The sequence below is a fragment of the Candidatus Contendobacter odensis Run_B_J11 genome (assembly GCF_000531125.1).
GTDB lineage: Bacteria > Pseudomonadota > Gammaproteobacteria > Competibacterales > Competibacteraceae > Contendibacter > Contendibacter odensensis.
Map to the genome: position 1 here is coordinate 54,239 of NZ_CBTK010000035.1, position 14,154 is coordinate 68,392.

The 14,154-nt window shown below is 61.9% G+C and carries 16 protein-coding genes and 4 pseudogenes; 14 read left to right on the forward strand and 6 right to left on the reverse strand.

Translation table 11 applies throughout. From position 1 onward, the window contains the following. Positions 1-77 precede the first annotated feature (77 nt). From BN874_RS03190 to BN874_RS03240, 11 genes and pseudogenes are all read left to right on the forward strand, one after another. Entirely contained in the window at positions 78-3,344 is a 3,267-nt protein-coding gene (locus BN874_RS03190) for a S41 family peptidase (protein ID WP_034430790.1), read from the forward strand. Between the two features lie 39 nt (positions 3,345-3,383). After that, positions 3,384-4,031, forward strand: a complete 648-nt coding sequence (locus BN874_RS03195; RefSeq protein ID WP_034430791.1) for a hypothetical protein — start codon at positions 3,384-3,386, stop codon at positions 4,029-4,031. Positions 4,032-4,113: 82 nt separating this feature from the next. Then, positions 4,114-4,536: a hypothetical protein gene (locus tag BN874_RS24170; protein ID WP_154724718.1), complete on the forward strand. Its 423-nt coding sequence runs from the start codon at positions 4,114-4,116 to the stop codon at positions 4,534-4,536. 206 nt (positions 4,537-4,742) lie between these two features. Next, a complete protein-coding gene (locus BN874_RS03210) occupies positions 4,743-5,885 on the forward strand; it encodes a hypothetical protein (protein ID WP_051497352.1) in 1,143 nt (380 codons plus the stop codon). A gap of 103 nt (positions 5,886-5,988) precedes the next feature. Beyond that, positions 5,989-6,831 (forward strand): aspartyl protease family protein, encoded by an 843-nt coding sequence (locus BN874_RS03215; protein WP_034430792.1) that lies wholly within the window; start codon positions 5,989-5,991, stop codon positions 6,829-6,831. Positions 6,832-7,122: 291 nt separating this feature from the next. Beyond that, on the forward strand, positions 7,123-7,512 hold the full coding sequence (locus BN874_RS22075; RefSeq protein ID WP_051497353.1) for an EF-hand domain-containing protein: 390 nt from the start codon (positions 7,123-7,125) through the stop codon (positions 7,510-7,512). Between the two features lie 27 nt (positions 7,513-7,539). Next, the gene (locus BN874_RS03225; protein ID WP_034430793.1) at positions 7,540-8,184 is read left to right on the forward strand and encodes a DUF3011 domain-containing protein; all 645 of its coding nucleotides are present in this window, start codon (positions 7,540-7,542) and stop codon (positions 8,182-8,184) included. Positions 8,185-8,364: 180 nt separating this feature from the next. Continuing rightward, positions 8,365-8,814: pseudogene (locus BN874_RS23270) on the forward strand (L,D-transpeptidase family protein); the annotation flags it as partial. Between the two features lie 139 nt (positions 8,815-8,953). After that, positions 8,954-9,304 carry a hypothetical protein gene (locus tag BN874_RS22085; protein WP_051497354.1) on the forward strand — a complete coding sequence of 117 codons (351 nt, stop codon included), beginning with the start codon at positions 8,954-8,956 and terminating at the stop codon, positions 9,302-9,304. A 402-nt stretch (positions 9,305-9,706) separates the two neighbouring features. Continuing rightward, the gene (locus BN874_RS03235; protein WP_034430794.1) at positions 9,707-9,958 is read left to right on the forward strand and encodes a GlsB/YeaQ/YmgE family stress response membrane protein; all 252 of its coding nucleotides are present in this window, start codon (positions 9,707-9,709) and stop codon (positions 9,956-9,958) included. Positions 9,959-10,129: 171 nt separating this feature from the next. After that, complete coding sequence (locus BN874_RS03240; protein ID WP_034430796.1) at positions 10,130-10,675, forward strand: DUF2934 domain-containing protein; 546 nt, start codon at positions 10,130-10,132, stop codon at positions 10,673-10,675. On the opposite strand, the gene BN874_RS03245 is transcribed toward BN874_RS03240, so the two are convergent. After that, complete coding sequence (locus tag BN874_RS03245; protein ID WP_034430797.1) at positions 10,600-11,181, reverse strand: hypothetical protein; 582 nt, start codon at positions 11,179-11,181, stop codon at positions 10,600-10,602. The genes BN874_RS03240 and BN874_RS03245 overlap by 76 nt on opposite strands. 29 nt (positions 11,182-11,210) lie before the next feature. On the opposite strand from BN874_RS03245, the gene BN874_RS03250 reads away from it, so the two are divergent. Genes BN874_RS03250 through BN874_RS03255 form a run of 3 tightly spaced genes read left to right on the forward strand, consistent with a single transcriptional unit; the run spans position 11,211 to position 12,949 of the window. Beyond that, positions 11,211-11,783, forward strand: coding sequence for an IS607 family transposase (locus BN874_RS03250; protein ID WP_034430798.1), 573 nt, complete (start codon positions 11,211-11,213; stop codon positions 11,781-11,783). Next, positions 11,768-12,133 (forward strand): helix-turn-helix domain-containing protein, encoded by a 366-nt coding sequence (locus tag BN874_RS25335; RefSeq protein ID WP_230314312.1) that lies wholly within the window; start codon positions 11,768-11,770, stop codon positions 12,131-12,133. Before BN874_RS03250 ends, BN874_RS25335 begins: the two co-directional genes overlap by 16 nt. A gap of 15 nt (positions 12,134-12,148) precedes the next feature. Further along, entirely contained in the window at positions 12,149-12,949 is an 801-nt protein-coding gene (locus BN874_RS03255) for an RNA-guided endonuclease InsQ/TnpB family protein (protein WP_230314313.1), read from the forward strand. A 10-nt stretch (positions 12,950-12,959) separates the two neighbouring features. Here BN874_RS03255 and BN874_RS25340 read toward each other — a convergent pair. The 5 genes and pseudogenes from BN874_RS25340 to BN874_RS03270 form a co-directional block, all read right to left on the reverse strand. Further along, positions 12,960-13,040, reverse strand: a pseudogene (locus tag BN874_RS25340) (F0F1 ATP synthase subunit B); the annotation flags it as partial. A gap of 2 nt (positions 13,041-13,042) precedes the next feature. After that, positions 13,043-13,322 (reverse strand): annotated as a pseudogene (locus tag BN874_RS03260) (F0F1 ATP synthase subunit C). An 11-nt stretch (positions 13,323-13,333) separates the two neighbouring features. After that, positions 13,334-13,447, reverse strand: a pseudogene (locus tag BN874_RS25345) (F0F1 ATP synthase subunit A); the annotation flags it as partial. Between the two features lie 151 nt (positions 13,448-13,598). Continuing rightward, complete coding sequence (locus BN874_RS03265; RefSeq protein WP_034430799.1) at positions 13,599-13,883, reverse strand: ATP synthase subunit I; 285 nt, start codon at positions 13,881-13,883, stop codon at positions 13,599-13,601. Further along, on the reverse strand, positions 13,880-14,154 hold a 275-nt coding region (locus tag BN874_RS03270; RefSeq protein ID WP_034430813.1), incomplete at its 5' end, for an AtpZ/AtpI family protein. The genes BN874_RS03270 and BN874_RS03265, both read right to left, overlap by 4 nt.

Here is a 14,154-nt window from a genome sequence, read left to right on the forward strand (position 1 = left end):
TCCCGATCCTGCACAAGCGGCAGGCTGAGCGCTTCCGCAACGGCCCGCCCCCATCGTCATCCCCACCGGAGAGCCTTATGCGCCGTTTCCGTCTGTCTCCCACTCTGGCGAGTCGCCTACTGGCCGGATTCCTGCTGACCTTGGGCAGTGCGCCCTTGATCGCTCAGGCCGATACTTCCGACCGCCCCTTATGGCTGCGCTACCCGGCGGTTTCACCCGACGGGCAGCACATCGCGTTCGTCTACGGCGGGCAGCTCTGGCGGGTTCCCGCCGGCGGCGGCGAGGCGTTGCCGCTGACCAGCGCGGAGTTTATCGCAAGCAATCCGGTGTGGTCGCCCGACAGTCGGAGCATCGCGTTCAGCGCGAACCGGCATGGCAATGCGGACGTCTTCATCATGCCCGCGAAGGGCGGGGAGATCCGGCGGCTCACCACGCATTCGCAGGCGGACACCCCGCAGGCGTTCACGCCGGATGGGAAGTCGGTGCTGTTTAGTTCGATGCGCCTCGGCGATTCAAAAGTAGCTTTCGGCGGCATCCTCAGCGGCGCCTCGATCCAGCTTTATTCCATTCCCGTCACCGGTGGCCGCGAGCGGTTGATCATTCCCACGCCGGCGCTCGACACCAAGCCAAGTTCGGATGGCCGCTTCATCCTCTACACCAGCCTCAACGCCCCGGAAAATCAGTGGCGCAAACATGCCGTCTCGGAAGCCACCCGCGACATCTGGGCCTACGACACCACGGCGAAGACGCATCGCCAGCTCACGACATGGCGCGGCGAGGATCGCGACGCGGTTTTCAGCGCGGATGGAAAATCAGTCTTCTGGCTCAGCGAGCAGTCCGGCAGTTTCAACGTGTGGAAAATGGCGTTTGAAGGCGATGCGAAGCCGGTGCAGATCACCTCGCACCAGACGCATCCGGTGCGTTTCCTGAGCCGCACCAGCCAAAACGACCTGGTGTACGGCTACGACGGCGAAATCTGGCGTCTCGATCACGATGCGAAGGAACCGAAACGCATCGAGGTGCGCATCAGCCAAGGCTCGCTGCTCGGCGGCACCATTTTCGTGAAGATGAACGAGGAAGTGTCCGAGATCGCCGCGAACCAGGACGGCTCCGAAATCGCCGTCATCGCCCGAGGCGAGGTCTTCGTGGTGGATGCGGCCAGCGGTCGCACCCGCCGCCTCACCAACACGCCGCAGCACGAGCGCAACGTGAGCTTTCGCCCGGATGGCAAGGCTGTGCTCTATGCTTCCGAACGCGATGGCCGCTACGACGCCTACGAGACGACGCTCGACACGCCGGGCGCGACCTCATTTCAGACGCCGGGCGCTTTGAAGGAAACGCGGATCACCAATACGACGACCGATGTCACCGAACCGGCCTACTCGCCGGACGGTCAGCGCATCGCCTACCTCGAAGACCGCACCCGCCTCGTGGTGATGGATCTGGCGACCAAGAAGACGGTCACCGCCATGCCGCCGGGCCTGTCCTACTCCTACCAGGATGGCGATCTGCCGTTTGTGTGGTCGCCCGATGGCCGCTGGCTTGCCGCTACCATCGGCTCCGCTGTGACGAGCTTCAATATCGCGCTCGTCGACGCCAGCGGCCAGAAGCCGCCGGTAAACCTCACCCGCAGCGGCTTCGTTTCCGCCGGGCCGCAGTTTTCAGCCGATGGCAAGGTGCTGCTCTTCCTCTCGTCGCGGGATGGCTTGCAGACCGCCGACTCCAAAGATGCGGAAGCCGATGTATATGCCACGTTCCTCACGCAGTCCGCTTACGACGCCATCGCTCATCCAGACGATCTTCTCATCGCGCCCGTTGCCGCGCCAAAAGCCGATGCGAAGCCGGAGGAAAAGAAACCCGCGCCGGCCTGGGAACCCGATCTGGACGATCTCGCCGCCCGCACCGTGCGGCTCACGCCGTTCTCTTCGAGCTTGAAGTTCTTCAAGCTCACGCCAGACGGCAAATCGTTTGTCTTTGCCAGCGTGGGAGCTGCCACCGGCTTCGTCGGTTACAAGCTGCCGCTGGGCAAGCCGGGCATCTCGCCACTCTTTACCAAAGCTCCGCCCGCCGCGGAGAGCGTTGTCACCGATGGCAAAGGCGAGAACGTCTTTTTCCTCGGCGCGGGCGGCATCGAGAAGGTGAACCTCGTCACCGGAGCCGCCGCCACCCTTCCCTTCACCGCCGAGATCGCCTACGACTTGCAGGGCGAGATGCGCTGGCTCTTCGAGCACGCCTGGCGCATGACCCAGCAGAAGTTCTACCGCAAGGACATGGCCGGCGTGGATTGGGAACTTTATAAAAAGGAATACGCGAAGCACCTGCCGCACCTCCGCCACGGCGAAGACCTCGCCGAGTTGCTCAGCGAAATGGCGGGCGAGCTGAATTCCTCCCACATGGGTTCCTCGTACCAGCCGAAGGTCACGACGGGCGACGCGACCGCCGCGCTCGGTCTCTACTACGATCACGCTCACACCGGCATTGGCGCGAAGATCACCGATTACCTCAAGACCGGCCCCGCAGGCCGGGCCGACAGCCTGCTGCGTCCCGGCGCGATCATCCTCGCCGTGAGTGGCGAGCCGATCCGCGCCGACATGGACATCCACAGGCTGCTCAACAAGACTGCTGGGCAGCCCGTGCGCCTTTCCATCCAGCCGGCGCAAGGCGGCGCACCGGTGGATGAGATCGTCACACCCGAGCCGTTCGTCAACGGTCTCCTCAAAGCGCACGACCGCTGGGTGGCGCAGCGCGGGCAACTCACCGAGGAACTCTCCAAGGGCCGCCTCTGCTACATCTACATCGGCCTCATGGACACGAAGAACTACCAAGGCTTCATCCACAACCTGCACGGGCGCTGCGCCGACAAGGAGGCCGTGATCATCGACATTCGCTTCAATGGCGGCGGCAATCTCTCCGAACGCCTCATCGCGGATCTCTCCGCGAAATCCGCCGGCCAGTCGGTGGATCGCGATGGCAACGTCCTCGCCGAGCTCCCCGCCTCACGCTGGACCAAACCCAGCGCCATCCTCGCGAACTCGTGGAGCTATTCCGACGGCAGCCTCTTCCCCCACTACTACAAGCACGCGAAGCTCGGTCCCTTCGTCGGCGAACCGGTGCCCGGCACCGGCACCTCGGTGTGGTGGATCCATCTGCTGCCCGGCGGTCGCCTGCAATACGGCATCCCCGAGATCGGCCGCAAATCCGCCGACGGCCGCTTTTACGAAAACACCGAGGACAATCCCGACGTACTCGTCCGCCGTACTCCGGACTCCATTGAAGAAGGTCGCGATCTGCAACTTGAACGAGCGGTCCAGCAGCTTCTCGGGCAGCTTGGCGAACCAAAGTGAAAGACTCAACGCAAACCAGTGACTACTGAGGGGTTCATCATGAAGCATCGTCTGATTGGCTATTCCGCCGGAATCCTCGCCGCCCTGCTGGTTTCGACGCCAGCCGCCTACGCCCAAGACCCTGCCCCTGGTCTGCAAGACCTCGTCGGCGCGCGTGGCAGCAGCGGCGAGGAGATGCTCAAACAACGCGGCTACACCTATGTGAAGGGTGAAAAATCAGGCGGCGGCAGTTATACCTACTGGCGCAAGGGGCGCAACGGGCAATGCATCGTGGTGCATACCGCCGAGGGCCGCTACCAGTCTATTGTTACAGCGATGGATTTGAGTTGTCAGGGCAGCGCGTCCGATGGCGTTCCCGCACCGGGGTTCGACGAACACGGCAGCCGCTTTGATACCGTCTGCGGGGTGACGGTGGGCAGCAAGACCTACCGCTACAAATGCCTCGTGGAGGGCGCTGCGCCGGGCGGACCGGGGAAGACCGTCGTTCATTACCCTGATCAGAAGATCACCTTGCAATGGCAAAGCGCCAAACGGGGCAAAGTCATCTTCGAGGGCATGAAACCTCAACCGATGACCTTCAACACTTCCGAAGGCAGTACCCAGTTCATCTACGAAGGCAAGCCGTACTTCTATGTCTCCGATCCCGGGGCGGCTGAATGGGAAATCAAGCACTTCAAAGGTCAGTAAGACGGGTTGGTTCCGCGAGCGCGTAACTCATTGAAAAAACAAGCCACCACTCATCCAACCCAACCGTAAGAGGTCAAGACCCATGAAGACGCCATCGCTCGTCATCGCCTGTGTCACCCTGCTGGCAACAACCTCGGTCCATGCCATCGACGCCAAATACCGGCGTCTGCTCGAACGATCGGGCTGCACGCAAGTGACTGAAACGCAGGGCTGCGACATCAACAAGACCAAGGCGCAAAACGCCAAGGCCGGTTTCGGTTCAACCGCCCCTGCCCATTCCAGCGCCACCAGTGGAACCAGGGTCGCCGAGAAGGCGTGCTTGGCGAAGGTCGCCAAGACCGTGGGTAAGCCGAGCAAAACGCTCAAGGTGACCGAGGTCCTGACCGGCGAGGCCGGCATCGGGGTCACCATCAAGGTGCCTGGCGCGACCGCCCCCTGGTCCTGCCTGAGCGACGCCCAGGGCCATGTGCAGAATGCCTCTTTCACCGGTAAGGACGGCGACTGAGCGCCGTCGCTCTGTCGTGGCATCCGGCCAGCCCTGAGCGCGGAGGGTGGTGTCACCCGACCACGATGACCGGCGCCGCGCGCGAGGGCTTGTACGGAAGGTGGAATGTCAGCCGAGTGCGCTGGGGCAATGAGCTGAGGTTGCCCTAGCGGGGTACGAATAGGGTCGAGACCGACAAACTGCAATGCTAAGGAGCAATCGCATCGATGATGACCACCGAATCTAACCTTCGCCGCTGTGCGGCGCGTCTCACCGGCGCCTTTTGGCTCGCGCTGATCCTGTTCGCATTGGCCGGCCTGCTGGTCGTGCGCGACCTGCCGGCCTGGATGATCGCCGGGGTGATTGCGGCCGGCGTCGCACTCGGCGCCTTGATCTTCCTGCCGCGCTGGCTGGTCAAGCGCCGCGACCCGGCCTACGCCTCTGGCCGGTCATTCGCGGCGTTCGCGCTAGCCGGCGTACTGGCAGCGACGGGACTCGCCTCACTGCCCATCTATTACCTGGCCTTCTGGGTCCAGACCGGGCCGACCGCCGTGCCGCTGGCCACGCTGTCCAACGGCCAGAAGACGGTAGTGTTCCAGGGTATGCAGCACGTCGCGTCGGAGGATTTCTACAAGTCAGTCGTGTTCGACCTCGAAAAGGCGCTCGCGGACGGCTACACGCTGTTCTACGAAGGGGTGGAGCCGGTGCCGGGACGACCCGAGCTGACCGAGTGGTTCAACCAGACCCTGCGCGGCACCGACCAGGACCTCAGCGCCGACTACCAGAAAATGGCCAACGGCTGCGGCTTGCAGTTCCAGCTCAACTATATGCAGTCGCTGAAGGCGGACATGGCGATCCATCCGGCACGGCATGTCACGGCCGACGTGAATTACCTGGAGATGAAGACGGAGTACGACCGGCTCCTGCGCGAAGACCCGGCCTTTGCCGCCGCGATGTCCGCCCGGCAGGCCCAGGCAAAGAAAGCCGGCGGCGGGGATGAGTTCGCACCCCTGGTCGAGGCCATGGCCGGGACGACGCCGGGCCAGAAGAAGCTGATCGGCATCATCTGTCGCGGCGTGCTGGGCATGGCGATCTCCGGGGCGCTGGGCGCCGAGAACAACCCGACAAACCGCATCATCGTCGACTTCCGCAACCGGTCACTGGCCCGCTTTGTGGCCGAGTCGCCGGCCGACCAGATCTACATCACCTACGGCGCGGCGCACTTCCCGGGCTTCTTCGCGGAGTTGCAGAAACTCGACCCGAAATTCGCCATCCGCTCGGTCAAGGGCGTGCGCCCGATGACGCTCCCGGACGAGGTCAACCTGGCACCGGCGGCGGTGTCGGGGCCGGCGGCGAGCGCCGCACCTTGAGGTCCGCCGATTTCAACCTGACGGCCGGATGTTCAGGTCGCCGCTTTCTTGTCACGCGCACCGACTTCGAGGCCACCGCCGAGATCGAGCGGGTCGGAGATCCATGAATCAACGCTACAGAAATCACATGCTGATCGTCGCCGCCGTCACCCTTGCAGGTTGCACATCGGTGATGCCCGGCGGCGCGCCCGCTCACCACACTCCGCACGTCGCCGCGCTCGAATCCTACGGCACGCTCTTCACCGCGACGGTCGATGTCGCGGGAGCCCCCAGGCGGTTTCTCGTCGATACGGGTGGCGGCATGACGGTGTTCACCCCGGATCTGGCGGGCAAGGCCGGCTGCGCGCTCGGTGGCCCGCTCACGGGTTTCCGCATGTCGGGCGAGCGCATCGACGCACCGCGATGTGAGGGCGCCATACTGAGCGTCGACGGTTGGGTGTCGCGGCCGCACACGGTCATGGTGCTCGACATCAACAAGTTGCTTCCGCCGGACTGGCCACGCCTCGACGGCCTGATCTCGCTTTCGACCTTTGAAGGCCACATCGTCACGATCGACCTTCCCGGTCGTCGCTTGGTGGTCGACGACCGTGTTCCACGGGATGCGCGAAGCGTGCGGGCCCGTTTCGAACGCTCGGTCACCGGCCTGTCGCTGGTCGCCTTCGTCGCGAGCCGTCACGACGCCACCGACGTCTGGCTTGAAGTCGATACGGGCAGCGAGAGTGCTGTCATCATCAACGAAGCGCTCGCCCCGCGCATCGGCCTCGCGTCCGCCGTGACCGCCTCCGATACACGGATCGACATCCGCCTCGACGCTGGCGCGTCGGTTCGGACGCCGGTCGAGACGAGCCGGCTGATCTTCGATGGCAACCTCGGGCTTGGCGCGATGCGCTCATGGGTTCTCACGTTCGACCTCGCGAATGAGCGCGTATGGATCCGCACGCCGTAGGCAGCCACCCACGATGATCGCGTGGGAGCAACTTCGTCGGCTCGTCCGAGGGCAATCGCTTCGGCTGGGTGAAGAGAAAATGGGCTTTTCTCTGTTCCACGGGAGCGGACAGGGTCAAACCGGCGATCCGGTCGGACTCGGCCTGTTCGACGATCTCGTTCCAGGGTCCCGCCTCCAGCCGGATGTTGGTCGGCGCTGTAGCGCTGCTGTTCCTGATCGGTCTGATCAAGAAGGGTTGACCCTCGCCCGGAGATCGAAACCCTATTCCCTACATCCCACTGGAGGTTGGTAATGCGAAACAAACGTGGCATCGCTACGGCGCTGGCTGTGGCCCTCGGTCTGGGCGCAGCATCCGCTGTCCGGACCGCCCCGGACGAAGCCGCCCAGAAATCCTTCGACAGCGCCGACGTGGACGGCGACGGCAAGGTGTCCTGGGAGGAATACCGCAACCGCATGCTGCATGTCTTTCATCAAATGGATCACAACGGCGATGGCCGATTAACCCCGGACGAGACCCCGCCCGCGAAGGATAAAAGCGGCCAGCCGGTCAAGGGCGGCACGGTGACTATTGAGGCGTTCAGCGCCTCTATCGAAAAACTGTTTAAGGCCGCCGACGCCGACGGCGATGGCGTGCTGGACCCCGACGAATGGGTCGGCGCTCCCCGCAAGTCCGGCAAATAAACCAAAAATCTGAAGGAGATCAGCATCATGCGCAAGTCGGTTTTTTCTCCACTGGTGGCGGTTGTCGCATTGGCCGCCGGCCTGAACGCCGCATCAGTCCGGGCGGATACCATCGTTTGCGAATCCCGCGACGGGCAGACTAATTACTGCTCCGCCAACACCCGCAGCGGGGTACGGCTGGTGACGCAGTACAGCAAGGACGGCTGCTATCAGGGCGATAGCTGGGGCTACGACCGCAACCGCATCTGGGTCAGCAACGGTTGCCGCGCCCAGTTTCAGACCGGCGATGCCTACAGCGAACACAGCGAACACAGTGATCATGACAACAAGCACGCCGCCGCCGCTGCGGTGGTGGCGCTGGGCGTTCTCGGCGCGGTGGCGCTGGCCAACCGCCATAATAATGAAAACGAGTACCGCTACAATGACGATAACGAGTACCGCTACGAGTCGCCCCCCAATCGCAGTTACGGCTATGCGCCCGAGCAGGTGGTTCGCTGCGAGTCCCGCGATAACGACGATCAATACTGCGCGGCCCGGGTTGGTCGGGGCCGGGTCGAGATCCAGCGCCAACTGTCCAAATCCGCCTGCCGCTTCAATTCCAGTTGGGGCTACGACCGGAACAGCATTTGGGTGAATCAGGGCTGCCGCGCTGATTTCGCCGTGCTGCACTGAGCGTGGGCTGAAAACCCTGCGGCGGCCTTTCCCCCATGAACACCGAATCGCTGCTACCGCTAGCGATTTGGTGGCGCCGGGCGCAGTTTGGAAAATCAAGAGACGAAAACCATGCAGAACACCAAGAAAGCCCCGTATTCGGCGCTGCCTCTGACAGCGCTGGCTCTCTGTTTGACCCTGATCACTGGCTGCGCCACCTTCACCGCGCCGGGGGAGCTAAATCGGGCGGAGTACGCGCCGACGGCGCACCACTCGGCGGCGGCCACGCCCGCCACCATTCCGGATGTCCGTGATGCCGCTACTCTCAAACCCGGCGAGTTCACCTGGCATCCCGAACGTGCGCCGAGCGGGCCGGTCGTGATCATCGTCAGCGTCCCCGAACAGCGGGCCTATGTGTACCGCAACGGTGTCCGCATTGGCGCGTCCACGGTGAGCACCGGCAAGCCGGGCCACGAGACCCCGACCAGGGTGTTCAGCATCCTGGAAAAAGATCAAAAGCATGTGTCCAGCACCTATCAGGGCGCGGCCATGCCTTACATGGAGCGGCTGACCTGGGATGGCATTGCGCTGCACGCCGGCAAGCTGCCGGGTTATCCCGCCTCGCATGGTTGCGTGCGGCTACCGCTATCCGGGCATCGCCGCTCCAGTCAATCCCAGCGCCAGTGGGAAGGCGTTATCCCGGACGCTGCCGGCTGGACAGTTCCTCTGGGAGCCGCAAAAAGCGCCGCAAGGCCCGGTTAGCATCCTGGTCAGCGGACCCGACTGCCGGATGTATGTTTACCGCAACGGCGTTCTTATCGGCGAGGCCGAGGTACAGATCAGCGATCCCCGGCGACCGCTTGGGGCCGGCGTGTTCGTGGTGCTGGATGGCGTTACCCATGAATCCAGTCCCTTGGCACCGGATCGGCCCAAACGGCGCTGGATGGCGGTGGGCCTGCCGTCGCACAACGGCCAACTACCAGCGCGGCACGAAATCGGCGAACGGATACACCCACCGGCGCAATTTTCCCGGCTGGTGTACGAACTGTTACAGCCCGGCGCTACCTTGATGATCACCGACCGACCGGCCCTGCCCGAAACCCGAACCCAACCCGGTTTTCGGATCATGGCCGACTCCTGATGTCGTCCTACCGTGAAAACCGGCATCCAGCCTCTTCAACGGGTAACTGGATTCCCGCTGACGCAGGAATAGATGTGGCGGTATTCATCAGGGAGAAATCATTTCAGGGCTTTCGCTAAACCCGTAAATTTGTCATACCCGCGAAAGCGGGTATCCAGGCTTTTCAGCGGCTTACTGGATTCCCGCCTACGCGGGAATGACGGAAAGCGAAAGTCCTGCATTTATTCAAATAGCTGTCAGGAAAATTCTTACGGTAAAACGAGGAGCCGGTGAAAAAACTGCGCTTGGGCGCGATGGGTATTTTCGGCGCGGATGTTACCGGTTGGAGCGTAATTTTCGGTTACCGCTTCTAAAATCAGATACGCGCCCGTCTGTTTTTCATACTGAACGAGAGGTAGCAACGTGGACATTACAAGTTTGGTGATTTTTCTGGCAATCGGCGCGCTGGCAGGTTGGCTGGCGGGAACTATTATGAAAGGGGGCGGCTTTGGGCTGCTCGGCAACATCGTCGTCGGCATCATCGGTGCGGTGGTCGGCGGTTTTTTGTTCAGGTTGCTGGGATTAACCGCAGTCGGCTTGATTGGCTCGGTTGTGACCGCAACAGTGGGCGCGGTGGTGCTGCTGTTTTTGATCGGCCTGATCAAGAAAGCCTGAAGTTAACCGTTCGCACCCCTCGCCCGCTGGTGGGAGAGGGGTGCGGGTGAAGGCGGAAATACGCCCGCAAGAACGGCGCAATCAACGGGCCTACTCCAAGGATCGCGGTCACGCCGGCGTGGTAAAAAGCGTTAATCTCATGAAGATATAACAACAGGAATAACTCAATTTATGGAAAACGATCTGGAGCACGATATCCGTAAGTTGGCCTATCACATCTGGCAAACGGCCGGGCGCGAGTTTGGTCAGACGGCGCTTGATTTTTGGGAGATGGCGGAGCGGATGGTCATCGAACTGACTGCCGATTCGGCTCGTCGGGCGAGTACCGCCACCGCTTCGGCCTTCGAGAATGCGGCAACCTGGCCGTCGGCTCTGCGCGCCCTTTATCTGTATCGGGTCCGCGAACTCGCCCGCTGCATGTGGTCCGCCAGCACGGAGCGGCGTGATCGTTCGATGGATTATTGGCTGGCCGCTGAAAAACACCTGCGTCTGCTCGCAGAGCAGACAGCGCACAACGCTGGTGTCCGCCTCGGTAGAGAAGAAGACCTAACCAAGACCTTCGAGACGTTCTCGCCGGCGGACTACCTGGAGCAAATTCGCAAGACAGCCTACCAACTTTGGGAGACGGCGGAGAGCCAGCATCAGTCGGCGTTGGATTTCTGGCTGGCGGCGGAAAACCGAATAGCGGAGTCGCTCACCCGCAAGCGAACTGATTGAAAAAGGATGTTTGGCGGGTTTTGTTCTGTTAAGGTTGCCCAGTATTTAACCATGCCGCCTCCTTCTTCAAAGCTGGTATCCAGAGCGTGCAACTGCGCTAGCAACGGTTTGAGCATTCGTGATTCCAGATCGGCCTCGGCCAAATCGCGTAGAGCGTGACGGACTGCTTCGGTCAACCGGTGGGCGGCTTCCTGTTGCAGAGCGCGCTGATTTTCCGCCTGTTCCCGTCGCCAGGCGGCCAGCCCGTCAGCGCGTAGTGTGTCCACCTCGCGCTGCGCTGTTGCCAGCCACACCTCGCGCTGCACCGCTACCTCCTGCCGCGTTTGCGCCAGCCACGTTTCGCGCTGGCTGTCCAGTTCGGCTTGGCGGGTCTGATACGCCTGCTTCTCGGCTCCGGCCTGCTGGATCTGATGCTGCACCTGCTCCAGCGCCGCTGCGATCGGCTGCTGACAAGCAGCGATGGCCTGGGTGATGGGGCGGGCAACTGCTGAAATATATATAGACATACATTAACACTCATGGATAAATAGCGGTTATGAAACTCAGTGTATGGGCCAAATCGCAAGGACTGTCGTACAAAACCGCTTGGCGGTTGTGGAAGGACGGCAAACTCCCGGTCCCGGCAGAACAACTGCTCACCGGGACGGTGATCGTGCATCCGTCGGTGACGGCGACCGAGGGCGGCGTGGCGCTGTATGCCCGCGTCTCCAGTGCGGACCAGAAAGCCGACCTGGAACGCCAGATAGCCCGGCTGGCGGTATACGCCGCTGAAAACAGTTTGCGCGTCACGGAGATAGTGAAAGAGATCGGTTCGGGCTTAAACGGCCCTCGGCGTGGGCTGATGCGGTTGTTGCGGACGCCCGCCGTGACGACCGTAGTGGTGGAACACCGTGACCGGCTGATGCGGTTCGGTTTCGAGTACGTGGAGTCAGCGCTGGCCGCCCAAGGCCGGACTTTGGTGGTCGTCGATACCACCGAAGTCACCGCTGATCTCGTGCGCGACCTGACCGAAGTACTGACCTCCATGTGCGCCCGACTGTACGGGCCGCGGGCGGCGGAAAACCGGGCGAAACGGGCGCTGGAGGCGATGCAATGCGAACCGTCCTGACCCACCGAATTGAACTCAAGCCCAATAAACTTCAAGAGGCGCGGTTCCGGCAATGCGTCGGCGCATCCCGGTTGGCCTACAACTGGGCGCTGGCGGAATGGCAACGGCAGTTTGAGGCGGGCGAAAAACCGAACGAAGCGGCCTTGCGTCGCCAATTCAACGCGATCAAGCCGGTCGAGTTTCCCTGGATTCTCGATCTGCCCAAATCCGTCCCGCAGCAAGCCATCAAGAACGTGGGCCGCGCCTATCAGCGCTTCTTTCAAAAACAATCCCAATTCCCGCGCTTCAAGCGGCGCGGTTGGATAATGGGCCGGGGACGTTTCAGTGCGATGGATCGCGAATCCGCCTAAATCGGTTGGGTACGAATGCGCGAAGCGTTGCGCTTTGACGGCAAGCCGTTGTCCGCAACCCTGAGCCGCGAAGCCGACCGCTGGTTCATTTCCATTCCCGTCGCAATCGACCGTCCTGAACCGGTGTGCGAAAGCCAAGCCACGGTGGGCGTTGATCTCGGTGTCAGTACCGCGATCACCCTGTCTACTGGAGAAAAAATCGACAGTCCCAAGCCGCTGAAAAAGCACCTCCAGCGGCTGCGGCGGCGTTCCCGCTCGCACAGCCGGAAGCAGAAAGGCAGCGCCAACCGGCGCAAGTCGGCCCGGAAGCTGGCGAAATTTCACGCCCGCATCGCCCATATCCGTCAGGACTGGACGCACAAAACCACCACAGAACTGCCCCGGCGCTTTGCCGTGATCGGGATTGAAGACCTCAATGTACGTGGAATGGTCGCCAATGAAAAACTGGCACGGTCGATCAACGACATCGGTTTCTACGAATTCCGCCGCCAGTTGGAATATAAAGCGGCACGGTCTGGTAGCACCGTGGTGGTGGTGAATCGCTGGTTTCCGAGCAGCAAGACCTGCTCTATCTGTGGGGTGAAAGCAGAAAAAATGCCGCTGTCCGTCCGGGACTGGACCTGCGCCCACTGTGGCGCGGAACACGACCGCGATGTGAATGCGGCCCTGAATATCCAGCGTGAAGCGCTGGCTACCGTCAGTTGGGCGGGAAGTCACGCTTGTGGAGAGGAAGGCACTGGTCGGAGTCGCAAGACCCCGGCGAAACCGGCCTCGTTGAAGCAAGAAATCACGCATGGATTATTTGTCCATGGTTGATGCAACGGCCGTATAGAAACCGCTTCAGCAGCCACACCAGAATCAGGAAGTTGACAATCTGAGCGGCGACGGTGAACCCGTCCAGTTCCATGCCTAGCGGGCCGTCATGGTGACGAAGTGATTCCAGAACGGGTTGGCGAAAATCAGGATCATCGAGACCACGAAGCAATAGATCGCGGTGGATTCGATCATCGCCAAATCAACAAACAGAGTTCGGCTCAGAGTGGCTGCCTCGTCTGGTTGCTGGGCAATGGCGGCGAGCGCCTGAACCACTGCCCGCCCTTCTGACAGAGCTGGGCCGACGGTGCCCAAACCCACTGTTGAATCCAGCAGTAATGATTGAGGCAATAGCGATGAGCAAGCTGGCGTCCATAACGACGATCCTCATTCTGGAGTGGCAGGAATAGCAGCGGTGACTTGATGCGCCGTCGTCGCGGCAGCGATGTAAACCGTTGCCAGTACGGCGAAAATATACGCCTGAATAATCCCGGTCAGCAGTTAAAGCCGAAGTCAAACAACACGGTTTGGTCGGGGCTGATGGTCATGTTAGCCGTGATCGGGAGCGATCAGCTTCAACGCAGGAAAGTGATACTGGTTGATTTAATCCAGCCGATTCCGGGTGCTACGCAACGAGTGCGGGTCAACAAGATCATCGCTCCGGCATTGGCCGCAAATGGCGGGTCAGAATCACCCGTACCGTCATAAAGGCCAGCAGCGCGATTCCCAGCCGGACCAGGCTGCGATCCGGGCCAAGGATCAGATAGAACCCGCCGAGGCTTACCGCCAGCCGCAGCGCGAAACTGCCTGCCACCCACAGTGCAGGATGCGGATGATGAAGCAGTCGTTGCAGGGTAAACCACAGGCCGGCAAAGTAGAACAGGCCCAGAACTAAGCCGCTGAACGCGGCGAGCAGTCCAGTCAACATCTCAGTCATTGATCCTGTTTCCACAACCATTGCCAGGCAGTCACGCAGCCCAGCGCCAGACCGGCGATCAGCAGGGTCAGCACCCAGGAATGCTGACTCGGCCAGTTCCGGTCGATCCACAATCCCAGCAACGCACCCAGCACCGGAGGCAGCGCCACCGTCCAGCCAACGATGCCGAACAGCCCCAAGCCAAACCAGAGATTGGGCCATCCGGCAGCCCGCGCCCGCAGCTTGCGTCGCCTTACGCCCGATTTGTCCCGGCAGCGGCTCACTGTTTCTC